At 60.9% G+C, this 22,755-nt stretch carries 20 protein-coding genes; 7 read left to right on the top strand and 13 right to left on the bottom strand.

What is annotated here, in order from left to right; all coding sequences use genetic code 11:
* The first annotated feature begins 58 nt into the window (after positions 1 to 58).
* The 6 genes from MHY24_RS01935 to MHY24_RS01960 all read left to right on the top strand — a co-directional run bounded on the left by MHY24_RS01935 (position 59) and on the right by MHY24_RS01960 (position 6,330).
* Complete coding sequence (locus MHY24_RS01935) at positions 59 to 1,039, top strand: ABC transporter ATP-binding protein (RefSeq protein ID WP_239228164.1); 981 nt, start codon at positions 59 to 61, stop codon at positions 1,037 to 1,039.
* Positions 1,040 to 1,048: 9 nt separating this feature from the next.
* Complete coding sequence (locus MHY24_RS01940; RefSeq protein WP_239228165.1) at positions 1,049 to 2,110, top strand: ABC transporter substrate-binding protein; 1,062 nt, start codon at positions 1,049 to 1,051, stop codon at positions 2,108 to 2,110.
* Between the two features lie 3 nt (positions 2,111 to 2,113).
* The gene (locus MHY24_RS01945) at positions 2,114 to 3,778 is read left to right on the top strand and encodes an iron ABC transporter permease (protein WP_204608381.1); all 1,665 of its coding nucleotides are present in this window, start codon (positions 2,114 to 2,116) and stop codon (positions 3,776 to 3,778) included.
* Positions 3,768 to 4,391, top strand: coding sequence for a metallophosphoesterase family protein (locus MHY24_RS01950; protein ID WP_239228166.1), 624 nt, complete (start codon positions 3,768 to 3,770; stop codon positions 4,389 to 4,391). The genes MHY24_RS01945 and MHY24_RS01950 overlap by 11 nt, the downstream gene beginning before the upstream one ends.
* Before the next feature lie 65 nt (positions 4,392 to 4,456).
* A complete protein-coding gene (locus MHY24_RS01955) occupies positions 4,457 to 5,101 on the top strand; it encodes a GntR family transcriptional regulator (RefSeq protein ID WP_204608377.1) in 645 nt (214 codons plus the stop codon).
* Positions 5,098 to 6,330, top strand: a complete 1,233-nt coding sequence (locus MHY24_RS01960; protein ID WP_239193225.1) for an MFS transporter — start codon at positions 5,098 to 5,100, stop codon at positions 6,328 to 6,330. The genes MHY24_RS01955 and MHY24_RS01960 overlap by 4 nt, the downstream gene beginning before the upstream one ends.
* Positions 6,331 to 6,401: 71 nt before the next feature.
* Here the strand turns inward: MHY24_RS01960 and ileS are convergent, their stop codons facing one another.
* Positions 6,402 to 9,572, bottom strand: coding sequence for an isoleucine--tRNA ligase (gene ileS / locus MHY24_RS01965; protein WP_239228167.1), 3,171 nt, complete (start codon positions 9,570 to 9,572; stop codon positions 6,402 to 6,404).
* Between the two features lie 288 nt (positions 9,573 to 9,860).
* Here ileS and MHY24_RS01970 point away from each other — a divergent pair, with 288 nt between their 5' ends.
* The gene (locus tag MHY24_RS01970) at positions 9,861 to 10,862 is read left to right on the top strand and encodes an HNH endonuclease signature motif containing protein (protein WP_239228168.1); all 1,002 of its coding nucleotides are present in this window, start codon (positions 9,861 to 9,863) and stop codon (positions 10,860 to 10,862) included.
* A 75-nt stretch (positions 10,863 to 10,937) separates the two neighbouring features.
* Here MHY24_RS01970 and MHY24_RS01975 read toward each other — a convergent pair whose 3' ends face one another.
* The 12 genes from MHY24_RS01975 to murD form a co-directional block, all read right to left on the bottom strand.
* On the bottom strand, positions 10,938 to 11,159 hold the full coding sequence (locus MHY24_RS01975) for a zinc-binding dehydrogenase (protein WP_239228169.1): 222 nt from the start codon (positions 11,157 to 11,159) through the stop codon (positions 10,938 to 10,940).
* A 99-nt stretch (positions 11,160 to 11,258) separates the two neighbouring features.
* Complete coding sequence (locus MHY24_RS01980; RefSeq protein ID WP_239228170.1) at positions 11,259 to 12,434, bottom strand: DivIVA domain-containing protein; 1,176 nt, start codon at positions 12,432 to 12,434, stop codon at positions 11,259 to 11,261.
* Between the two features lie 203 nt (positions 12,435 to 12,637).
* Positions 12,638 to 12,931, bottom strand: a complete 294-nt coding sequence (locus MHY24_RS01985) for a YggT family protein (RefSeq protein WP_005324523.1) — start codon at positions 12,929 to 12,931, stop codon at positions 12,638 to 12,640.
* Between the two features lie 76 nt (positions 12,932 to 13,007).
* Positions 13,008 to 13,460 (bottom strand): cell division protein SepF, encoded by a 453-nt coding sequence (locus MHY24_RS01990; RefSeq protein ID WP_239228171.1) that lies wholly within the window; start codon positions 13,458 to 13,460, stop codon positions 13,008 to 13,010.
* A gap of 104 nt (positions 13,461 to 13,564) precedes the next feature.
* Positions 13,565 to 14,263, bottom strand: coding sequence for a YggS family pyridoxal phosphate-dependent enzyme (locus MHY24_RS01995; protein ID WP_239228172.1), 699 nt, complete (start codon positions 14,261 to 14,263; stop codon positions 13,565 to 13,567).
* The gene (pgeF, locus tag MHY24_RS02000; RefSeq protein WP_204608365.1) at positions 14,263 to 14,994 is read right to left on the bottom strand and encodes a peptidoglycan editing factor PgeF; all 732 of its coding nucleotides are present in this window, start codon (positions 14,992 to 14,994) and stop codon (positions 14,263 to 14,265) included. Before pgeF ends, MHY24_RS01995 begins: the two co-directional genes overlap by 1 nt.
* A gap of 24 nt (positions 14,995 to 15,018) precedes the next feature.
* Complete coding sequence (gene ftsZ, locus MHY24_RS02005) at positions 15,019 to 16,338, bottom strand: cell division protein FtsZ (protein WP_204608363.1); 1,320 nt, start codon at positions 16,336 to 16,338, stop codon at positions 15,019 to 15,021.
* A gap of 312 nt (positions 16,339 to 16,650) precedes the next feature.
* Complete coding sequence (locus MHY24_RS02010) at positions 16,651 to 17,322, bottom strand: cell division protein FtsQ/DivIB (RefSeq protein ID WP_204608361.1); 672 nt, start codon at positions 17,320 to 17,322, stop codon at positions 16,651 to 16,653.
* Positions 17,322 to 18,785: a UDP-N-acetylmuramate--L-alanine ligase gene (murC, locus tag MHY24_RS02015; RefSeq protein ID WP_239228173.1), complete on the bottom strand. Its 1,464-nt coding sequence runs from the start codon at positions 18,783 to 18,785 to the stop codon at positions 17,322 to 17,324. Before murC ends, MHY24_RS02010 begins: the two co-directional genes overlap by 1 nt.
* Entirely contained in the window at positions 18,786 to 19,886 is a 1,101-nt protein-coding gene (gene murG, locus MHY24_RS02020; protein ID WP_239228174.1) for an undecaprenyldiphospho-muramoylpentapeptide beta-N-acetylglucosaminyltransferase, read from the bottom strand.
* Positions 19,887 to 19,909: 23 nt separating this feature from the next.
* Positions 19,910 to 21,310 carry an FtsW/RodA/SpoVE family cell cycle protein gene (locus MHY24_RS02025; protein ID WP_204608355.1) on the bottom strand — a complete coding sequence of 467 codons (1,401 nt, stop codon included), beginning with the start codon at positions 21,308 to 21,310 and terminating at the stop codon, positions 19,910 to 19,912.
* A gap of 29 nt (positions 21,311 to 21,339) precedes the next feature.
* Positions 21,340 to 22,731, bottom strand: coding sequence for a UDP-N-acetylmuramoyl-L-alanine--D-glutamate ligase (gene murD, locus MHY24_RS02030; protein ID WP_239228175.1), 1,392 nt, complete (start codon positions 22,729 to 22,731; stop codon positions 21,340 to 21,342).
* Between the last annotated feature and the right edge of the window lie 24 nt (positions 22,732 to 22,755).

Consider the following 22,755-nt stretch of genomic DNA (forward strand, 5'->3'; position numbering starts at 1 on the left):
CAATATTACGGCCTTATCTTTTTCGAGGTTATTTCTTGAAGAAAGTATTTCGCTGATTATGAACTCACCCCACGTCATCTTGCGCGGCGTTAAGCGCGAATTCGCCGATAATACGGGCCTCCACGAGACCGATCTAAGCATCAACCGCGGTGAATTCATCTCTATTCTGGGTCCCTCCGGCTGCGGTAAGTCCACCCTGTTGCGCTGCATCGCCGGGTTGGAAACTCCCAATGCGGGCACCATTGCCATTGGTGAGAGAGAGGTTTATGGTCCGCGGACCAATGTGGCCGTCAACAAGCGCCGGCTGTCTATGGTCTTCCAAGACCTCGCACTGTGGCCGCACATGACGGTGGAAAAGAACATCGAGTTTCCGCTGACAACCCCAGGCAATAAGGTGGCGGCAGGCCAGCGGTCCGAGAAGGTGCGCGCCTGCATGGACATGGTGGGCATCACCAGCAAAGCGAAGGCGCGGCCAAACCAGCTCTCCGGCGGCCAACAGCAACGCGTCGCCATCGCCCGTGCGTTGGTTTCGAATCCGGACCTCCTGCTCATGGATGAGCCACTGTCCGCCCTCGACGCCGCGCTGCGCGTGCAAATCCGCGCCGAGCTCACCCAGCTGGCACAGGAGCTGGGGCTGACGGTCATCTACGTCACGCACGACCAAGCCGAGGCACTTGCCATGTCGGATCGCGTCGTGGTTATGAATCAAGGCCACATCGAACAATTCGCGGATCCGGTCACCCTTTATGAACAGCCGGCCACCGATTTCATCGCTGGCTTTGTAGGCACCATGAACCGCCACCCACAGCTGCCCAGCGTACGTCCAGAAAATCTCACCGTCACCACTGCGGAGGAAGACACCGGCGCCTCCCCGCGCCGGGTCGAGGCGCAGGTTCTTGGCGCTCACTACATCGGTGGACGCTTCGAGTTGCGCTGCGACGTCCCCGGGGCGGAGGAACCCTGGGTGACGTATTCACCGCATCGCTTCACTCGCGGCGAGACCGTCTACCTCAACTATCCATCTTCTCTTTCTGCATAGGAGCCACACATGTTCACCAAAAAGTTTACTGCCACCATCGCCACCACCGCTGCTGGTGCGCTCGCCTTGACCGGTTGCGGATCCGTCGAGGACGGCGCCGATACCGCCACCGACCAGTCCACCTCTTCTGCCGAAAAGTGGCAGGCACCTGAAGGCCTGTCCGGCGAGGTGGATTACTACTCGGCTAACCCGCAGGGGCTTACCGACGCCCTCGTGGAGGCCTTCGAAGAAAAGACCGACGTCCACGTCAACGTCTTTGCCGATACCACCGGCAAGATCACCGCCAAGCTCAAGGCCGAGGAAGCCAACCCGCAGGCTGACGTGGTCTACCTCGCCTCCTGGGCGGCAGCTAGCAAGCAGGAAAAGTCCGGCGCCCTTGAAAAGTACACGCCGGAGGGAGCGGACAAGATTGAGTCCAAGTGGGCGTCGGAAAGCGGGGCGTTTACCGGCCGCGATGGTTCGGCCCTAGCGCTGGTAACCAACACCAACGTCGTCGACGAGGCCCCGAAGGACTGGGAAGATCTCACCGATGAAAAGTACAAGGACCAAATCATCATGCCGGACCCGCGCGAATCCGGTACCGCTGCCGACCTCATCGCGGCCATGGTAGACCAGTGGGGCGAGGAGAAGACCTGGGATCTCTTTGACAAGCTCTTTGACAACGGCATGATCGTCCAAGGCGCCAATGGCCCAGCGCTCGACCAGGTCACCTCCGGCTCGCGCGGCATTGTCCTCGGCGGCGTTGACTACTCCGCATACTCCGCGCAGAAGAAGGGCGAGCCGCTCGAGGTTGCTATCCCAACCTCCGGCACCACGGTTACCCCGCGCCCAGTCATGATCCTCAAGTCCTCCGATAACAAGGAAGCCGCAGAGGCATTCGTGGACTTCATGTTCTCCGATGAGGCACAGGAGATCTCGGCCTCCAAGAACATGATCCCGGCCAATAAGGACATCGCTCCAAAGAATGGCCCGAAGCTGGATGAGATTAAGACCCTCAACGATGACCTCGATGGCCTGGTTTCTCAGTCCAAGGACATCAAGGAAACCTTTGCTAAGCGCTACCTGAAGTAACCAATGAGCTCCACCACCACTCCCCAACGTCGCCTTGGGATCTACGGGGTCCTTCTCATCTTGCTCGCCCTCGTCGCCGCGCCGCTAGCCTCCGTGCTGGTCAACGCGGCCGTGGGCTACCACGATGAGCCCTCAGCCCTAGGCAGCATTGTCCAACCGGGCATGCTGCACATCCTTGGCAATACCATCTTGCTGTCCGTGCTGGTCGTGGCATTTGCCACGCTCATGGCCGCGCCGCTCGCCTTCCTCCGTTCGTGGACGCGGTTTAGCAGGGCCAATTGGATCGAGATCGTCATCATGATCCCGTTTATGACCCCACCCTTTGCGGCAGCGATGGCGTGGATGGATTTCACCCGCCGCGGTGGTGTGGCCGAGATGCTGCTCGGCCACGGCGCCGGCAAGCTCGCCCACGATGCCATATACTCGGTGTGGGGAATGGCCTTCATCATGGCCGCGGAGCTCTTTCCATTCTTGTACCTCATCCTGCGCACCTGCCTCAATTCCATTCCGGCGTCCACGCTGGAGATGGCACAGATAGCCGGCGCGAGCCGCTGGCAACAAGCCGTGCGCATCATCGCTCCGAACATAATCGGCCCCTTTTCCCTCGGCGCGCTGATTATCTTCATTAAGGCCGCCGGCGAGTTTGGCACCCCAGTCACGCTTGGCAACGCCATTGGCTACAAGGTGCTCGTCTCCTCCATCTATGAAGACGTCACCATCGACCCCCTCGATTTTTCCAGCGCCGCTGCCTCCTCGTCGGTGCTCTTTGCCATCGGCGTGGCCGCCTGGGCCTTCCAACAATGGATTTCACGCCGCGACCTCTCCGGCGGTGGCCGAGTAAGCCGCCCCGTACGTATCCGCCTCGGCTCGGTCGGCACCATCTTCGGCGCTGTGGTGACCGCAACAATCTTCATGGCCGCGGTGGTCATCCCCTACCTTTCCATCACCTTGGCCGCGATGACCATTCTGCGCTCGGCCCCGCCTACGCCTAATAACCTGACCTTCGATTACTTTTCCATCGTTGTGCAGATGCCCACCGCTCAAGAGGCACTTGTTCGCTCCATCGGACTAGGCGCCCTTGGCGCGACCACCGCCGTTGCTCTCGGCGTCCTCGTCACGGTGCTCACCCGCCGCCAAAGCACCATTACCGCAAAATTCAGCGATTTCTTGGCCATCGCCCCCGACACCGTTCCCGGAATTGTCCTGGCCATTGGATTTATTTTGCTGTGGAACTCTCCCTGGCTGCCATGGTCGCCCTACGGCACTATGGGCATGCTAGTTATGGCCTTCACCGTGCTCTTTTTGCCCATGGCCATCCAAAACATCAAGGCTTCAGCAGAGTCCGTCTCCCCTACCGTCTACGAGGCCGCTGCAATTTCCGGCTCCTCCACTCTGCATACCTTTGGGCGCATCACCCTGCCCCTGCTTGCCCCTGGCATCTTCGCTGGCTGGCTCCTCGCCTTCTTCGTAGGCATCCGCGAGCTGGTCATGTCCTCACTCATTCGCCCGAGCCAAGTCAACCTCTTGGCTCCGTGGATCATGAACCAATTCGATCAAGGCCACCGTGCCGAGGCCATGGCTATGACGCTCATCGGCGTCGGAACCTCCACCGTTGTCTTGGTAGCTATCACCTGGTGGCAAAACCGGAAGGCCGCACATGCCCGCTAGCATTTTTGTCTTTGCCGATCTGCACCTAGGCCGCCCGGGCGCCCCTGGGCTGGACTGGGCCCTGCAAGAACTCGAAGTTGCCGCCAATAGTGGAGCCACGGCGTGCGTGTGCTTGGGCGATATCATCGACCGCAACGCTGAGGCGTCCGAATTCGTGCCCCAGGCCCGCGCCGTAATGGCCCACGCTGCCACACTGTTCGGCGAGGTCCACTTCATTTCTGGCAACCACGATACCCACCACAACCTGGACTTACCGCCCGAGGTCACAGTCCACGGCACGCAGGTGCATACCTTTCGCATAGGAAACACCACGGTTCTAACCGCAGCGGTGGCCACCGATCCGGACCCGCGCCACCTCCAGCTTCCTCCCCGCCGCTGCGACGGGCCCCTCCTCGGCCTCCTACATTCTTCCGTCACCGGTGAGTTTTCTAAAGGCACCTGCCTGCCGCTTTCCGTGGCTGAGCTACAGGCCTGCGAGGCCGATGCCTGGATCCTCGGGCACGTCCACACCCCGCACACGCTTGCCGACGCCCCCTTCATCGGCTGGGTCGGCATGGGCCACGGCTTACTCTTCGACCCCGATACGTGCCACGTCACACGTTTGCCTAGCTAGATCCGTTCCCCACAAAGTGCCACTGCACGCTTGCTTGCATGCAAGCTTGCATGCAAGATGGATGCATGTCCAATGAACGAATGCAGCCCGCCGCGGAGCGCGCCTATGACTTCGTCAAAGAGAAGATCATTGACGGCTCCTTCGAGCCCTCGCAGATGCTTTCCGAGGCCTCCCTGGCTACCGAAATGGGAATTAGCCGCACCCCGATGCACGAGGCTTTCCTGCGCCTAGAGGTCGAAGGCTTTCTACAGCTCTACCCCAGGCGGGGTGCACTCATCGTGCCGATCAGCCCGCAGGAAATCCGCGAGGTTTATGAGGCACGCTTGCTCGTGGATAGGCACTGTGCTGAAAAGATCTGCGCAATGTCTGATGCCGAGCGCGCGGACATCGCTGATCAGCTGGACGCGACCATCGCGGAGCAGGACACTGCGTTGAATGGCGCAGACCTGCATGCCTATACGCACCTAGATGCGCGTTTCCACCAGATCATCATGGATGGCGGGGCCAATACCCTGCTGGCCGGGCTGGGACACCAGCTGCGCGAACGCCAGCAGCGTTTTACCGCCACGGCCATTGGCCGCAACGTAGCCCGCGCCCGCACCTTCGTGGATCAGCACCGCGCGCTTGCCGATGCCCTCCGCACCGGCGACCTCGACGCCTACCTTTCCGCATTGGACACCCACCTAACCAACTCGAGGAATCAACTATGACCGAAAAGTTTGCCAAACACTCATGGTTTCCCGTCGCTGGCAGCATGGTCGCTGTCGCGTGGGGCGGCAATGAGTTCACCCCTCTCCTAGTCATGTACCGCGAGGAGTCACACTTCTCGCAGGTCACCGTCAATGGCCTCTTGGCCGCCTATGTGCTCGGCATCGTGCCTGCGCTGCTGATTTCTGGCCCGCTTTCGGACTACATTGGCCGCCGCCCCACGATGCTGCCTGCCGCGCCACTATCGCTACTCGGTTCCTTCCTTCTGTCCATCGCACCGAACGAGCCACTCGTCATTGCCGTGGGCCGCATCATGTGCGGCTTGGCTTTGGGCATCGTCATGGCCGTCGGCTCCACGTGGGTGGCAGAGCTCATCACCCGCGCAGGCGGCGATCCCGCTGCCGGCCCGCGCCACGCCTCCATGTGCCTGACATTAGGCTTCCTCATCGGCGCCGGCCTCGCATCGGTGCTGGCCCAGTGGGGCCCGTGGCCGACCCACTTGGCGTATATCCTGCACATCCTCCTCACCGTCGCCACCGCTATCTGGCTGATGAAGACCCCGGAAACCCGCCCGCCGCGGGGCGCTACGGTAAAAGACTCCTTCCTTGACCTGAGCATCCGCGACATGCTGCGCATGCTGCACATTCCCTCCGCAGCACACCGCCGCTTCGTGCGCATTGTCCTGCCGGTCGCACCGTGGGTCTTCGGCTGCGCTGGCGCCGCCTATGCCCTCCTGCCCCAGCTTTTGTCCAAGTCTGCCGGCGATGCCCCCATCGCTTTCTCGGGCCTGATGACCGTTATCACCTTGGGCTGCGGCGTCGGCATCCAGATGCTCGGCAAGGTTATCGATACCAGCCGCTCCGCCCGCGCTTCCGCAGTTGCCATGGGCGTTATCACTGTGGGCACCATCCTCGGCGCGGTTGCCTCCCATACTCGCTCCCTGCCGCTCGGCATCGCCGGTGCCGCTGTCATGGGTGCAGGCTACGGCCTCGCCCTTGTAGCCGGTCTCTCTGAGGTCCAGCGCATCGCCCGTGCCGAAGAACTCGCCGGCCTCACCGCCGTGTACTACTCGGTGTCCTATACCGGCTTCTTCATCCCCATGGCCTTCAGCGCACTCGCGCCGCTGCTCGGCTTTACTACCCTATTCCTCGTTGGCGCCGTGCTCGCACTGTGCTGCCTCGTTAACGTCGTCCTCGGCTGGCGCGCTCACCTGCCCGGCCCGGTCCGTTAAGTCCTATCACTCATAAAAAAATTGCCCAGCCGCTAAGGCTGGGCAATTACTTTTAGGTGGCGGCTTAGGCGCTACTGCTTAACGACGGTAGCGTTAACCCCCTTCACCACCTCGTGCACGTCCGCACCATCGAGCGCCTCGGTGGTCACCTGGAAATCGGTGGCGAGCACTTCACCGGCGATGTGGTCGGCGTGACGCTCCGCCCAGGCCTTCTTCTCCTCTGGGACAGAGAGTACGGCCGCGATGCGGTCCGAGACCTCGAACTCAGAAGCCTTGCGGGCATCCTGCAGGCCGCGGATAACGTCCGCCGCCCAGCCTTCGGCCTCGAGCTCTTCGGTCACCTCGGTATCGAGTACTACCAGGCCGTCGAGGCCTTCGATACGCGCGGTCGACTTCGGATTCGCTGCCTGCAGGCGCTCGGTGTACTCATCCGGGCCAAGCACGATATCGCCGTCCACTACAACCTCTTCGCCGCGGCGTTCGTAGTTGCCCGCCTTGAGGTTCTTGATGGCGCGCTGCACGTCCTTGCCCAAGCGCGGGCCGGCAACCTTCGCGTTGCAGACAACCTGGAAGGTGCCTACCGAATCGACGTCGTCCGTAAGCTCAACTTCCTTAACGTTGACCTCGTCGCGGATGATATCGGCAAAGTCCGCCAGGCGCTGCGCCCCATTGAGGGCCACCGTCAACTTCGGCAACGGCAAGCGGTTGCGCAGCTTATTGGACTTGCGCACCGAGGACGCGGCCGAAGCGACCGCGCGGGTCGCATCCATCGCAGAGACAAGCTCTGCATCGGACGGGTAGTCCGCAGCCTGCGGGTAATCCGCCAGGTGCACCGAACGCTCACCGGTCAGTCCACGGTAGATAACCTCTGCCACGTGCGGCAGCAGCGGTGCCACCACGCGAGTCACGGTCTCCAGCACGGTGTACAAGGTATTAAACGCCTCAGGATGGGCGTCCTCGCCCTCCCAGAAACGATCGCGCGAGCGACGGACGTACCAGTTGGTCAGGACGTCGGCAAACAGGCGTACTTCTTCGGTTGCCGTGGCGATATCGGTATCGGCAAGCGCCGCGTTGACATTGGCCACGACGTCGTGGGTCTTGGCCAAGATATAGCGGTCCAAAACATGCGTGGAGCTGGTGTCGAACTTTGCTTCCTTTTCTGCGTAGAGCTGCAGGAAGGTATAGGCATTCCAGATAGGCAAGATTGCCTGGCGCACGCCCTCGCGAATGCCCTGCTCGGTCACGATCAGGTTGCCTCCGCGCAGGATAGGCGAAGACATCAGGAACCAGCGCATGGCATCCGAACCATCACGATCAAAGACCTCATTGACGTTCGGATAGTTGCCCTTGGATTTAGACATCTTGAGGCCATCGTTGCCGAGCACGATGCCATGGGCCACGACCTTCTTATACGCCGGGCGATCAAAAAGCGCGGTGGACAGCGCGTGCATCACATAGAACCAACCACGCGTCTGACCGGAGTACTCCACGATGAAATCGGACGGCGAGTGGGTCTCAAACCATTCCTTATTCTCGAATGGGTAGTGCTTCTGCGCAAAGGGCATCGAGCCGGACTCAAACCAGCAATCCAGCACGTCTGGCACGCGGCGCATCATCGACTTACCGGTCGGATCATCCGGGTTCGGGCGCACCAACTCGTCGATGTGCGGACGGTGCAGCGACTCCGGACGAACTCCGAAATCGCGCTCCAGCTCATCCAAGGAGCCGTAGACATCGATGCGCGGATAGTTGTCATCATCGGACATCCACACCGGGATAGGCGCACCCCAGTAGCGGGTACGAGAGATATTCCAGTCGCGCGCGCCCTCGAGCCACTTGCCAAACTGGCCATCCCGGATATGCTCCGGCAGCCACTCAATCTCCTTGTGGTTAAGCTCCACCATGCGATCGCGGAACTCGGTCACCTTCACGAACCAGGCCGGCAGCGCCATGTAGATAAGCGGCTCGCCCGAGCGCCACGAGTGCGGATAGGAGTGCTCGATGGTTACGTGGCGCACCACTCGCCCAGCAGCCTTCAGGTCCTTGATGATGTCCTTATTCGCGTCAAAGACCAGCTGGCCCTCATAAGGCGGAACCTGCGAGGTGAACTTGCCGTCCTCGTCCACCGGGATGACCAGCTCGATGTCGTACTGGTTGGTGGTATTCATATCGTCTTCACCAAACGCAGGAGCCTGGTGTACCACACCGGTGCCGTCCTCTGTGGTGACGTAATCAGCGATCAAGACCTGGTAGGCATTGCGCAGATCCGGGAAGAAGCCGAAGATAGGCTCATAGGTAAAGCCCTCGAGTTGCGCGCCGGTAAACGTCTCCAGTACCTCGGCCTCCCCTAGTTCCTTCTCCAAGGTGGCCAGCAGGTTTTCCGCCATGATGAAGGTACGGCCAGCAAAATCGCCCTCCGTAGCCTTAAAGAGCACGTAGGTAACCTCTGGATGAACCGCCAAGGCCTCGTTCGAAGGCAAGGTCCAGGGGGTGGTGGTCCAGGCGAGGAAAGAGGCGTCGGCAAGCGCAGGGTACTCCGCCAACGTCTTTTCTGCCGCGCTTCCCTCGCGCGCGCCCTCCACTGGGAAGGTAACCGTCAGGGTCGGATCCTGGCGCATCTTATAAGAATCGTCCAGGCGGGTCTCCTGATTGGACAAAGAAGTGTGCTCCGCCCAAGAGTACGGAAGAACTCGGAAGCCCTTGTAGATCAAGCCCTTGTCATAAAGCTCCTTGAACGCCCACATGACCGATTCCATGTAGTTGATATCCATGGTCTTGTAGCCGTTGCCAAAGTCCACCCAGCGGGCCTGGCGGTTGACGTACTCTTCCCACTCGTCGGTGTACTCCAGCACGGACTTAGCGCAGTATTCATTGAACTTTTCCAAGCCCATGTCTTCGATCTGCGCCTTTTCAGTGATACCCAGCTGCTTTTCCGCCTCCAGCTCAGCGGGCAGACCGTGGGTATCCCAGCCGAATACGCGAGGTACGTAATTGCCAGCCATCGTGCGGTAGCGCGGGACAATATCCTTCACATAACCGGTCAGCAGGTGGCCATAGTGCGGCAAGCCGTTAGCGAATGGGGGGCCATCATAAAAGATGTACTCTGGGCAGTCCTTGGTCTTTTCCAGCGAAGCCTGGAAGGTATCATCCTGCTTCCAGTACTTCTGGACTTCCTCTTCCATATCTGGGAAACGGCTGGAGCCGCCGGTCATATCGACCTTGGGGTAAATCTTTTTCGCCATAATTATCCTTCACTCTTAACACGGTGCAGGGACGCGCCTTTAAGGCTCGCGGTACCACCCTGCTTGAGCCCGCAGGCTCCGCTTCGTTTCGGTGAAGGAGTTGACGGTCCCACCCGTTCAGTTCTACTGGGCCACACTGGCTGTTCTTCTGAATTGCTCCCCGGTGATGGCCGGATCACTGCGTGTAGGCCACAGTATAGCGCCACAGAATCTTCGTGCACAAGAAGTTATCCACAGGCCAAAAATTTTCCCTTGTGGGGGCTTGCGCTGGGAAATAAATTGTGAATCGTGAACGCGCTAGATACTTACCTCGCAGCCATGGCACCCGGGATGGACATCGTCCTCGGGTGCGCAGGCATGTCCGAGGACGACCTCTGCGCGCGAGGCGCCGCTGAAAAAACGGCCCGCGAGTTGGCATTGCTAAAAGAGGCGTACTGCGGCACGACCAAGTTCACAAGGAAGCGTCGTCGTGCCATCGAAGGAGCTCAGCACAATGGGCATTCCATCGTTGCTTTATCCATCATTGAAAAGTATGCGCGCAAGATGCCCACGCTTTTCGACGCCTGGGTCCTCCGCGAACAGCTATGTACCACCAAGGCCACAGCAGCGGCACTAGAAAAGCTGGCGCAATCCAAGGTTCCGAAGAAAAAGCGCAAGATAAAGCCTGGTATACGCATCATCCGCCGCAAGGATGCGCCGTGGACGCTAGCGATCGACGGCTCATCCTCGTTCATTGCTGACCTCCACGCGGCCGTGGAAAACCAGGATAAAAAGCCGCTGGATGTGGTGGAAGATACCTTCTTCGGCAGTGATACGGGGCAACGAAGCACGGTGGTAACCAATGTCATCGTGCGCCTGGAAGACTACGTGCGCATCGTCAACGGCGATGGTGAGGAAATCACCTTGCAGATGACCAACGGAGCAACGCTTACGGGTGCGCAGTATGTGCGCCGCACGTTAAAGGAGCATGGACTCATTACTCTGGTGAGCCCCTATGAAGGCGCGGTGAACCTGTACCGCACGGAGCGCTTCGCCAATGCTAAGCAGCGGTTGATGGCGGGTGCGGAAAATCCGGTATGCCCATGGCCGCGCTGCGCTAAGCCTGCCGACGAATGCCAAATTCACCATCTGGAGCCGTGGTTGCACGGTGGATTGACCAATATCGCGAACTTATCCACAGCCTGCGCGTACCACAATGGCGCCAACGATGACGATCCCAACGCCCCGCCGCTGCGCGGGCGACTTGCCCGGACGAACGGGCAGATTCGGTGGCAACCGCCCGATTGCTAGAGCCCGACCGCGGAATAAGGCGCCTCGTGCGCCTTATTGGCATGCCTGCAACCGAAAGCTTGGGGTCTCGCGGCGTTAGTCCTCGTGGAAGGCTGCGCGCAGAGCCTCCTCCTCGGGGGATTCAGTTGCTGAGGCTTTGTCAGCGCGATGCTTATGCGCCCAGTCCAGGATGAAGCACACGAGTCCGACGCCGGCGGCGCCAAAAACGATATACAGCGACCAATCTGCACCCGAGATAACAAAGTTGACCAAGGCCACGAATGCCACGAGGGCGAGAACTAAAGCGGCTACGAGCACAGTGGTTCCTTTCGGTAGGGGCGGGCTATAGCACGACGGTCTAAAACAACAATAGCGCCCCCGCCGCGGTGGCGGGGGCGCTAGGAAGAACGGGGTGGCTTAGTTGTTGCCAGCCTCGCCGTTCGGTGCGGCGGTGCCGCGGGTAGCCAGCTCTTCCAGCTGAGACTCCAGCAGGGTCTTCAGGCGGGTGCGGTACTCGCGCTCGAAGGTGCGCAGCTCGGAGATACGAGCCTCCAGTGCGGTCTGCTGCTGCTTGACGGTGTTCATAACCTCGGTGTGCTTGCGCTCGGCATCGGCCTGCAGGGAAGCAGCCTTCTCCTCTGCCTGGCGGATTTGTGCCTCTGCGCGAGAGGAAGCATCAGACTCGGTCTGCTTTGCCTTTGCCTCAGCGTCAGATACCAGCTTCTTGGAGCGGGAATCTGCGTCCTGCAGCTGGGCGTCGTACTTCTTCTGGGCGTCAGCAAGCTGTGCCTTGGAGCGGGAATCGGCGTCGGTCAGCTGCTTCTCGGCGGCGGTGCGTGCCTCGGACAGCATGGACTCGGACTCCGCACGAGCCTCGGAGGTCAGGCGGTCTGCCATCTCCTGTGCCAGTCCCAGAACGCGGGCAGCCTGCATGTGGGTTTCTGGGGTGGCCAGGCCATCGGCGGTCTGAGCCGCACCAGCGCCTGCGATACCCGCAGCCGCTGCACCAGCCTTGGAGGAACCAGCTGCGGAAGCCGACTTCTTCAGCTCGTCGTTTTCCTTCTTAGAAGCCTCGAGGTCCTTCTTTGCCTGGGCTGCCTCGGCGCGAGCTGCCTCGGCGTCCTTCTTGGCCTGAGCCGCCTCATCGCGGGCTGCCTTCAGGTCTGCGGAAGAGGAAGCAGCGGCAGAGCCAGATGCCTGTGCCTTAGAAGCCTCAGCCTGGGCAGCCTTAACCTGCTCCTGTGCCTTCTTGGTCTCTTCCTTGGCACGGGAAACCTCGGACTTGGAGTCCGCCAGCTTGGTTTCGTACTCGGCGCGCAGCTTAGCCTCAATCTCCTTGCGCAGCGCAGCCTCATCGGTGCGGGTGGAAGCCGCAGTTGCGGTACCAGCAGCACCGGCGCCAGCACCCGCCTTGGCCTGGGAGTTCAGATCGCTAACCTGCGCCTGCAGGTCTTCGTTCTCATCCTGCAGCTGGGCAAGGGCGTCCTCTACGAGGTCGAGGAACTGATCCACCTCGTCTTCGTTGTAGCCGCGCTTGCCAATTGGCGGCTTGCTGAACGCGACGTTGTGAACATCAGCTGGTGACAGTGGCATGTCTTCTCTTCCCCTTCAGGTTGGTACAACCCCGGAGCTTCCAGGGCCTTAGGAGTGCGGTTCAGGTCTAACTAAACCTTCCCCACAAAGGTACATGTGGTTCATAATACGGGTTATCGCGATTTATCGTAACCAAACGCCCACAATAATCGACGCCCCGCCGAGTCTCAACGTTTACCACAGGTTTCGAGGCGACGGGGGTGCTACGTCAGAAAAATCATCTGCAAGATCATTGTGAGTATCGAGAGCAAGACGAACAGTACAAGCACCGATACATCGAGCGCTACGCCACCCATTTGCAGGGGCGGGATCAGGCGCCGCAACGCCTTGACCGGCGGATCCGTAATCACAAACAGGGGCTCCGCTATAACCATAAACCAGCGTGGAGGGTTGAACTGCCGCGAGAAAGACTGGATCATCTCAATAATGATGCGGGCGATGAGCACCCACGTATAGATCCGCACGAGCAGGATAAGAATAATTCCGAGTTGTGTCACAATGACCGAGCCTATCGAATAAACCCCCGCAGGTGCCCAATCGGCACCCCGCGGGGGTCACATGAACCGTGCTGCTTTAGCGCAGGCCTGCGGCACGCTCGAGTTCGTGCTTTGCAATGTCCGCAGACTTAGGCACGATGGAAAAGACCTTGCGCTCAGTGTCCATGCCCTTGGTGAGGTTGAGCATACGACCCTCCAGGCCGAAGCAGAGGCCGGCAGCGAAGTCGATGAAGCGCTTGGCGGTGGCCTTTTCGGCGTCAGTCAACTCGAAGACAACGGCATCGCCGTCGCGGAAGGGCTCGCCTACCTTGGCGGCGTCATTGAAAGACGTCAGGGAAATAGCCACGATGGTCGGGACGAATTCCTCCTGTACCGGGGCCGGATCGTAGGACTGCGGGGCGCGGCGAGGTGCGTAGGCCGAGGAGCTATTTTCGGAGTAACGCGGCTCCTCGTTGTAGTAGGCATCGTCTTCTTCGATGTCCACCGGGCCCAGCCCGAAGAAATCCTTCGTCTTATCAATGAATGACATTTTTGGGTCTCCCTCTGACCTAAATTTGTACAAGTCTAAACGCGCAAACTGTGTCTAGTGTGACTCATGTGATTTACGCTGTGAAATGCGCTTTTGCGATGTTTTTAACCTACTGGCCGCGGCCCCATGATACTGGTTCCGACACGCACGATATCACTGCCCGCAGCAATTGCCTCGGCCATGTCCGCACTCATGCCAGCAGAGAATTTCAACGGTCGATTCAGCTCAGAGGATAAGCGATCTACCTCTCCGCGGACGTTTCGGAATACCTCACCTGCATCGGCATCAAGTGGCGGAACCACCATGAGTCCGGCAAGTTCTAGGTGCTGCGCTTCTTCTACGGCACGCACGAGCTCATCGAGTGCCTCAGGAGAAACACCACCGCGAGCACCGTCACCGTCGGCGGAGACTTGGATAAAAACCGGCAAATTGCTTTCGCGCTCGCCTCGTTCCTTGGCTAAGGAAACGCCTCGCTCCAGTGCGTGGGCCAGCTTGAGGGAATCAAGCGAATGCACGCTGGCCGCCCATCGGGCTACATGGTTGGCTTTTTTGGTCTGAATTTGGCCAATCATGTGGAAACGCAGCTGCGGCAGCTCAGCGGCCTTGGCGCGGGCTTCTTGCTCCCGGTTTTCGGCGACGTCGGTAATTCCTAGCTCTGCCAGCAGGGCAATATCGGCAGCTGGGTGAAACTTCGTTACCGGCAACAGCTGCGGTGGTTTTCGCCCTGACTGCGCTGCTAGCCGTTCAATCTCGGCAAGGGTGGCCGATAGGTTTTGTTCTAGCTGTGCCTTTCGGTCTGACATTACTTAGCCTCCAACCAAATTAGTCCAGCCTGGCGGCCGGTGGTGCCTTCGCGGCGATAGGAAAAGAAGTCTTCGTCTTCGATGGTGCAGCGCGGGTCGGATTCAATCGCGGTGATGCCTAGCCCCATGAGCTGGCGAATCAGCCCTGCGCGCACATCGATGCCCCACGTGCCCTTCGACGTCCGAGTCTTGGAACCGGGCAAGCGACTCTCGACGTCATTGGCCATTTCCTCAGGCACTTCGTAGTTCTTTCCGGAAGCGGCCGGCCCCATGACCACCTGAATGCGCTCGGGCTGTGCGCCAAGCTTCTGCATTTCGCGCACGGTATTGACCACAAGGCCGTTGCGGGCGCCAAGGCGGCCAGCGTGGGCGGCGGCGATGACGCCAGCGGTGACGTCGACAAGCAGCACCGGCGTGCAATCCGCAACAAGGACGCCCAAGCCCAAGCGGCGCTGGGTGGTGACAATTGCGTCTGTGGCTGGCACGGGCTCGTCCTGTGGACCATCGACGACGGTGACGGTATTGGTGTGAAGCTGTTCCATCCACACGATGTCGTCCAGACCGGTCACGCGCTTCAGGCGCTCGCGGTTAGCGGCAACCGCGTCGGGGTCATCGCCGACGTGGTGCCCCAAGTTGAAGGAGTCGTATGGAATAGCAGACGCCCCGCCAGCACGGCTAGTAAAAACCATGCGGACGGGGCGTGTGGTGCGATGTTCCTCGTTTACTGGCATGCACACCAGCGTAGCGCTTTGCGCTTAGCGCATGAAGGAAGGCACGTCCAGATCGTCGTCGCCGTCATCGTCACGACGCTGCGACGGGCGGGACAAACGGTAGTCATCGCGGCGCTCCTCGCGGGAGAAACGGTCAGAGTTGGTGAACAGACCGCTAGATTCTGGGCGACGCTCCTCGGCGGGGCGCTGCGGGGCGTAGCGCTCTCGCTCCTGGCCGGCGCGCGGCTCGTAGGAGTGGCGCGGAGAGTAGTCATCCTGTACCGGCTGAGCGGCAGCGGGCTGCGCCGGTGCCGGGGTGACGGGTTCTGCGGCTTCGCGCTGGCGATTGTCAAAAAGGGAGCCCGGCTTGCGCTGTTCCTGCTGCGGCTGCTGCTGCGCAGCGGCCTGGGTCATATTGGCCTCGGCATCGAAACCCGTGGCAATGATAGTGATGCGGATTTCATCGCCCAGGGTGTCATCGATGATGGTACCGAAGATGAGGTTGACGTCTTCGTCAGCGCGCTCTTCCACCATGGAGGCGGCGGCGTTTACTTCGTGCAGGCCGAGATCGGAGCCGCCGGCGATGGACAGCAGCACGCCCTTGGCGCCTTCCATCGTGGATTCCAACAGCGGGGAGTTAATGGCTTGCTCAGCAGCGGTCATGGCGCGGTTATCACCGCGGGCGGAACCGATGCCCATCAGCGCGGAGCCAGCGTCAGACATAACGGAGCGGACGTCCGCAAAGTCGACGTTGATCATGCCCGGGATGGTGATCAGGTTGGTAATACCCTGCACACCATTGTGCAGCACCTCATCGGCAGCACGGAAAGCCTCAACGATGGAGAGCTCTTCCCCACCGAGCTGCATCAGGCGATCGTTCGGAATGACGATGAGGGTATCGCAGACCTCGCGCAGCTCCTCAATGCCGGCCATGGCCTGGCGGGTACGGCGAGCGCCTTCGAACTTGAACGGGCGGGTGACAACACCGACGGTCAGCGCACCCATTTTCTTCGCGATAGACGCCACGACCGGAGCAGCACCGGTGCCGGTGCCGCCACCCTCGCCGGCAGTCACGAAGACCATGTCGGAGCCCTCGAGGGCGTCTTCAATTTCGGACTTGTGGTCTTCTGCGGAGGTCTTTCCTACCTCAGGGTTAGCGCCGGCGCCGAGGCCACGGGTGGCCTCACGGCCAATGTCGAGCTTGGTGTCTGCATCGGAGAAAATGAGGGCCTGGGAGTCGGTGTTGATGGCGACGAACTGAACACCCTTGAGGCCTTCTTCGATCATGCGGTTGACGGCGTTGACGCCGCCGCCGCCGACGCCGACGACCTTGATATCCGCGAGATTGTTATTGGAAGAGATCATGTGAGTAGGTCTCACCTTTCGCTACTTTAAGTCTGCACGTGCATTAAACGAGGAATGTAATGCGCTCCGCCGAAGGCGAATCGCGTTCCTTTCCATCTTTAACGACAGCGGTGTAATTTTCACGCACATTTTCCGCGTGTCGAGACCCTCAAGTTCCACTTTAGGGTTGCTCACCTGCGGTTTTACAAGTCACACCCGCATCATCCGCCCCACGGTTCAGGCACTAAAAAGAGCCCGTGCAGCGCACACGCCTAAGCGGTGCTGCACGGGCCCACAAGAGCGATAAAGGCACCTGCGGGGGCACCCGTCGCCCTATCCGCGGGTGGTGACTAACTCAGGGTTGGAAATATTCCACTCGCGGCCTTCCATCTTCAACACTGTGGCAAAAGCATGCGCCTTGTCCTCATCGTTAGAATCGCTGGCACCCCAGAAGATGCGCCGGTCATCTTTGGTGGTGAAAGTCAGCGAATATTCGCCCGCCACTTCCAGCTTTGCTACTTGTTTGCGGACGTCGTCGGAAAGCGCTGCAATCGCTCGCACGGCATCCTGGATTTGCGGCGAGCCACTATCGACGGAGCCCGTCACCTCAACCGCGCCCGCGGGAGGCTCAGCGGAGGTAAACTCCTCGCCTTTGTCGTCGATCAGGAAGGGCTTATTATCGCGCTTTACAAACGCCACAGCCTTGTGCTCGGACACGTTGATGGTCAAGGTCGAAGGGAAATCGCGAGAGACTGTCACCGAATCGACCCAGTCCAATCCAGCAACACCGGAAGCTGCCTCGCGCGCATTAACGCGTAGCAAATTTTCGCCCTTGGGAACCCCAGAGGCTTCCTCCACCTGTGTGGAATCGAGCTGATGGACGCCCTCCACCTGAAAATTGCGTACCTTCAGGACCGGAACTGTCCACATCACGGCGGCCGCTATGAGCGCCACGGCGACAATTGCGGCGATGACCCCAGCGATGAGCTTTGCGGATACGCGCACTAGCTTGCCCGCAATTCATCGAGGATTTCCGCCGCCACCATGGTTACCGAGCCAGCTCCGATGGTCAGCACCACATCTCCTGGCTCCACCACCGACACAACGTCGCGGGCGGCGGCGGAAAAATCCGGCTCGAAGATGACCTGCATATCAGCGGGCATCTTATCGGTAATGATGCGGGAGGTAATTCCCTCCACGGACTGTTCGCGAGCGCCGTAGATGTCGAGTACCACGGCGGCGTCGGCAAGCGAGAGTGCCTGGGCAAACTCGGCGTCGAATTCCATGGTGCGCGAGTACAGGTGCGGCTGGAAACACGCGATAACGCGCCCGCCGTGCCCTTCCGCCTCGACCTTGGCGCGGGCGGCCCGCAGCACTGCCGCAACCTCGGTGGGATGGTGCGCATAATCATCAAAGACCCGCACGGGTTTGCCCTGCTTGTCGACGCTCCCCCGGTACTCAAAGCGCCGGCGCACACCGCCAAAATCAGCCAATCCCTCGGCGATGTCAGCCGGGGTGCCGCCGGAGAGCACGCCAGCGATCAAGGCGCCCATGGAATTGAGCACCATGTGGTGGCCTGGGATCTGCAGCTCGTAGCGCACGGTTTCAGAAACGCCAGGAAGGTTGACTTTGACGGTGGTGTCCATGCCTTCCGCGGTGGTCTCTTCGCGGACCAACTCGGCCGCCAGTGGCACGGTAGAGGTAAAAGACTTCTCCGGCGAGCCGTAGGCCACGACGTTGATGCCGCGCTCCAGCGCCCGCTCGCCAGCCCGGGCAGCATGCTCGTCTTCAGCACACACAACAAGGTAGCCGGTCTCCTGGGTAACCAAGTCAGCAAAGTCATCGAAGACTTGGAAATAGGCTTCCTCGCTGTGGAAGAAGTCGAGGTGGTCGGGCTCGATAGTCGTGAGCACCGCGACGTCAGGGCTATAGCGCAGCAGGGAGGCATCGGATTCATCAGCCTCGGCGACGAACGCTTCCCCGGTGCCACCGTGAGCATTGGTACCCGCGCGGTTGAGCTGGCCGCCGATGGCGAAGGAAGGATCAAGACCCGCGTGTTGCATCGCGCTTACGGTCATCGACGTGGTGGAGGTTTTGCCATGGGTGCCAGCCAGCAACACCTGCTTGTGGCCTTCCATCAAGGCGGCGAGCAGATCGGAGCGGCGAATTACCGGGATATCGTTATCCTTTGCGGCTACTAGCTCCGGGTTGTCTTGGGGAATGGCGGCAAAAGAAGTAACCACGACGGTGGGCAGTTCGCCAGACAGTCGCAGGTTTTCCGCGGCATGGCCGATGGCGACCTTGGCGCCCATGGTGCGCAACACCTCAACCGGGGTGGAGTCTTTGACATCGGAACCTGTGACCACTCCGCCGCGAGCGGCGAGGATTCGCGCGAGCCCCGACATGCCGGAACCACCAATGCCGATGAGGTGGACGCGGCGCAGATCGTAGTGTGCGGGATCGGTCATTTACTTATCCTTCCTTCCAGCGGCGTCTTCGGCCTCGGATACGCGGGCGGCGATGCGGTCTGCGATGGTATTTGCCACGTCTCCGGCGCTGGCATGGGCGGCGGCGTGCGTCATCGACTCGAGGCGTTGCGGGTCATCGAGAATGCCGCGCACCTCGGAGATGAGTCGCTCTGGGGTCAGCTCTGCGTCCGGAATCTGGATGGCGGCGCCTGCCTCGACCACGTCGCGGGAATTGAGCGCCTGTTCGCCATTGCCGTGCGGCAGCGGAACGTAGATGGCCGGCAGGCCTGCGGCGGATACTTCGGCAACGGTCATCGCGCCGGAGCGACACACGACGAGGTCAGCTACCGCAAGGGCGGAGCCCATGTCCTCGATATACGGCAGTGCGGCGTAGTTCGGGTGTTCTGCGGGCGGGTCATTCTTCTTGCCATAGGCGTGCAGGAGCTGGAAGTCCTGCGCCAAGTCCTCCACCGCTCCCGCAACAGCGCGGTTGATGCTGGCTGCGCCTTGGGACCCGCCGGTGATGAGAATGGTGGGAAGCTCGGCCAGGTTCCACTTGGTGCGCGCGTCTGCGGCCAGGTTGCCATTCGGGTCGTCTGCCAGGCTCGGCCGAACGGGAATGCCAACGACCTCGCCCGGCATGCCAGAATCCGGGTGGGCGTTGAGTCCAATGCCGCCCATCTTCACGCCGAGCTTATTGGCCATTCCAGCCAAAGCATTGGTCTCGAGAACATAGAACGGGATGCCGAGGGATCGCGCAGCGATATAGGCCGGCCCGGCCACGTAGCCGCCGGTGCCAAAGACGACATCCGCTTCGACATCCTTGAGTACCTGCTTGGCCTCCCCCACCGCGCGGGAGAGGTTGAACGGTAGCTTGAAGAGCTGCGCGTTGACCTTGCGCGGGATTGGCACGGGGGTAATCAGGCTAAGGTCCACGCCGCGGGCGGGAATGATATCGCGCTCGAGGCCCTTTTCGGTACCGAGAGCGGTGATGCGTGCGCCGTGGCGCTCGCGCAAAGCTTCGCCCACGGCGAGGGCGGGTTCAATATGTCCGGCGGTGCCGCCACCTGCGATGACGACGGAAATAGGCGTGGAATTCATAGCCTAAAGGCTACCAGCGCCGCCTAGCGATAGCGGCGCTCGGCGCGCGGATAGCGGCGGCCGCTTCCGGTTACGGGGCGACCAAAGCGCTCCTCGCGCACGCGGGAGCGCGGCTCCTGCGGGCGGGCGTGACGGCCCTGCTGCTTCTTCTTCGGCTTCGGCACTGGCTGCGGCTCGCCGATGAACAAAAGGCGGTCGAACAGCGGGCGGCCGAAATTCTGCATGGCGGAAATTTGCATCGGTTCGTGACGCGCCACGTTGCACAGGATGCCCATCGAGCCAATCGTGATGATCGCCGCGGTACCGCCGGCAGAAATCATGGGCAGCTGAATACCGGTCACCGGCAGCAGGCCAATGACGTAGCCAATATTCACAAAGGCCTGGGTGACCACACCGATGGTCAACGTTGCGGCCAGCAGGGACTGGAACTGGTTCTGTGCGCGCATCGCGGTGCGCAAGCCCACATAGCCCAGTGCGGCGAATAGCACGATGACGAGCGCACCGCCCCACCAGCCGAGTTCCTCACCCACGATGGCGAAAATAAAGTCATTTTTCGCCTCGGGCAGGTAGAACCACTTGGCACGGGATTGGCCAATGCCAACGCCCCAGAAGCCGCCGTCGGCAAGCGAGAGAAAGCCCTGATAGGACTGGAAACCCGTACCTTGAGTATCGGAGATATTGCCTACGAGGGCATCGAAATAGGTGTGGAAGCGGTTGGACCGGAAGCCGCCAGAAAGGAAGATAAACAGCAAACCGCACACGGCTGCGACGCCGATGGTCGCCGGAACGCGCCAGTCGACACCCGCGAAAATCAGGGTGAAGACAACCACGAGGGCCAAGGACAAAGCCATACCGAAGTCGCCCTGAAGGACGATGAGCAAGAACATAACGCCGGCAATGAGGGAGTACATCATGAAGGGATCCGTCACCTTCATGGATTTGTGCTCCTTATCCGCCAATACGGTCGCACCAAACATGCCTACGGCGACGCGGGCAAGCTCCGAGGGCTGCAGGGAGAACGGTCCCAAGTAAATCCAGGACTGGGAACCTACCTCCTCGCGGCCGGTACCCACGCCGGGGATCAGCACCGCGATGAGCAAAATGATGGACAGGCCCACAATCCACGGCACGCATTTGCGCAGGGTATGCGGCGAAATTTTGAGGCCGAACCAAAAGGCAACGAGGCCCAAGAACACCATCACGCACTGGCGCAATGCCTGGTTCCATACGCCGCCGTCTTCCGTCAGGGAGGTAGCCATGGAGGAAGAAAAGACCATGAGCACGCCGATGCCCACGAGGAAGAAGATGATAAAGCGCAGCAGCTGGTAATCAAGGCCGGCTTCCTGGCGGGCGCGCTCGCGCAGCTCGCGAACGCGGTCGCCAAAACTCTTGGAGCGCGGGCGCTGCTGGGAGGTGGCCGTCATGTGTTCTCCTGATCCTTAAATCTATAGCTCTAGTTGCGGGTAAGCTCCCGCGCGGCCGCGGCAAATACATCACCGCGTTGAGCCATGCCGGTATACATATCCAACGATGCCGCAGCCGGCGCCAAAAGAACGGTATCCCCGGCGTCGGCGTGTTGCAGTGCAGCCTCCACCGCAGCGTTCATGGCTGCAAAAGGCTCCTGCGTCTCGATGACGTCCACTGGGGCATGCGGCGCGTGCGCGGCGAGAGCCCAGGCAACTTCTTCCCTATCCACGCCCAGGACTACCGCGGCCTTGATGTGGGCGGCGTGCTTGGCGACGAGCCCGTCTACCTCCGCGCCCTTCAACTGCCCGCCGGCAATCCAGATCACGGAATTGAGCCCCTTGAGCGCCGCATCCGCCGCGTGCGGGTTGGTGGCCTTGGAATTATCGATGAACGTGATGCCGGAATGCTCATGGACCACAGCGCCGCGGTGCCCGGCCACGGTATACGCTGCCAGCCCCTGTGCAATGGACTCCGGGGTGGCGCCTGCCAGACGCGCGACGCTGGCTGCGGCCGCAGCGTCGAGGACTCCTGCCAGGCCGGCGGGCTCAATGCCCTCTGCGGACGCGAGATCCTCGCGCTGCTCGTTAAGCCGCGAGACAAGGCGGCCGGCGCTTACGCCCACCTCTCCCTGTGTGGGTTCAGCGGCAGTAAAGCCGAAGAGGTCTGCGGTATCCGCGGCGTAGCGGACCGCCTCGGCGTCATCCTTGCCTACCACAGCGACGTCACCGGAGAGCACCTTGGCCTTCGCGCGGGCATAGGCATCGAACGATCCGTGCCAATCTAGGTGATCATCTGCCAGGTTCAGCAACACGCCCACATCCGGGCGCAAGTGGCTGGACCAATGCAACTGGAAAGAAGATAGCTCGGCGCAGAGAATGTCGACGCGAGGGATGGCCGTGAGGGCGTCGAAAAGCGAAACGCCGATATTGCCCACCGCCAGTGCGCGCTTGCCGGTGCGCTTGGCATCAGCCTGCATAATCTGGGCCAACATACCGGTAGTGGTGGTTTTGCCGTTAGTCCCGGTAACTACCAGCCAGGTGCGCGGCGCCCCGAAGACGCCCGCACGATCCAAGCGATACGCCAGCTCCACGTCGCCGATAACCTCTACCCCAGCGTCCTGGAAAGCAACCAACAAAGGCGAATCGGGACGCCAGCCCGGCGAAGTAACCACAAGGTCAAACTCGCCCTGGGCGGCAGAATCGACGGAGACGGTTGCTACACCGAATTCCTCCGCCAATTCCGCCAGCGCGGTCTCGTTGGAATCTGCCACGGTGGTATCCACCCCGAGGCTTGCCAGCATAGCGACGCAACCGCGCCCCGATACTCCCGCCCCAGCCACGAGCACTCGCCCGCGCAACGAGGATGGCAACTCGGTCATCTCTATTCCTCTTTCCTCGATAAA

The organism is Corynebacterium sp. ACRPQ, from assembly GCF_022347225.1.
In the GTDB taxonomy this organism is placed as follows: Bacteria; Actinomycetota; Actinomycetes; order Mycobacteriales; family Mycobacteriaceae; genus Corynebacterium; species Corynebacterium tuberculostearicum_D.

Excerpts from the sequence above, each read along its gene's own strand:
- MHY24_RS01935 (WP_239228164.1), top strand. The coding sequence starts at position 59 with ATGAACTCACCCCACGTCATCTTGCGCGGCGTTAAGCGCGAATTCGCC.
- MHY24_RS01940 (WP_239228165.1), top strand. The coding sequence starts at position 1,049 with ATGTTCACCAAAAAGTTTACTGCCACCATCGCCACCACCGCTGCTGGT.
- MHY24_RS01945 (WP_204608381.1), top strand. The coding sequence starts at position 2,114 with ATGAGCTCCACCACCACTCCCCAACGTCGCCTTGGGATCTACGGGGTC.
- MHY24_RS01950 (WP_239228166.1), top strand. The coding sequence starts at position 3,768 with ATGCCCGCTAGCATTTTTGTCTTTGCCGATCTGCACCTAGGCCGCCCG.
- MHY24_RS01955 (WP_204608377.1), top strand. The coding sequence starts at position 4,457 with ATGTCCAATGAACGAATGCAGCCCGCCGCGGAGCGCGCCTATGACTTC.
- MHY24_RS01960 (WP_239193225.1), top strand. The coding sequence starts at position 5,098 with ATGACCGAAAAGTTTGCCAAACACTCATGGTTTCCCGTCGCTGGCAGC.
- ileS (WP_239228167.1), bottom strand. The coding sequence starts at position 9,572 with ATGGCGAAAAAGATTTACCCCAAGGTCGATATGACCGGCGGCTCCAGC.
- MHY24_RS01980 (WP_239228170.1), bottom strand. The coding sequence starts at position 12,434 with ATGCCACTGTCACCAGCTGATGTTCACAACGTCGCGTTCAGCAAGCCG.
- MHY24_RS01990 (WP_239228171.1), bottom strand. The coding sequence starts at position 13,460 with ATGTCATTCATTGATAAGACGAAGGATTTCTTCGGGCTGGGCCCGGTG.
- MHY24_RS01995 (WP_239228172.1), bottom strand. The coding sequence starts at position 14,263 with ATGTCAGACCGAAAGGCACAGCTAGAACAAAACCTATCGGCCACCCTT.
- pgeF (WP_204608365.1), bottom strand. The coding sequence starts at position 14,994 with ATGCCAGTAAACGAGGAACATCGCACCACACGCCCCGTCCGCATGGTT.
- ftsZ (WP_204608363.1), bottom strand. The coding sequence starts at position 16,338 with ATGATCTCTTCCAATAACAATCTCGCGGATATCAAGGTCGTCGGCGTC.
- murC (WP_239228173.1), bottom strand. The coding sequence starts at position 18,785 with ATGACCGATCCCGCACACTACGATCTGCGCCGCGTCCACCTCATCGGC.
- murG (WP_239228174.1), bottom strand. The coding sequence starts at position 19,886 with ATGAATTCCACGCCTATTTCCGTCGTCATCGCAGGTGGCGGCACCGCC.
- MHY24_RS02025 (WP_204608355.1), bottom strand. The coding sequence starts at position 21,310 with ATGACGGCCACCTCCCAGCAGCGCCCGCGCTCCAAGAGTTTTGGCGAC.
- murD (WP_239228175.1), bottom strand. The coding sequence starts at position 22,731 with ATGACCGAGTTGCCATCCTCGTTGCGCGGGCGAGTGCTCGTGGCTGGG.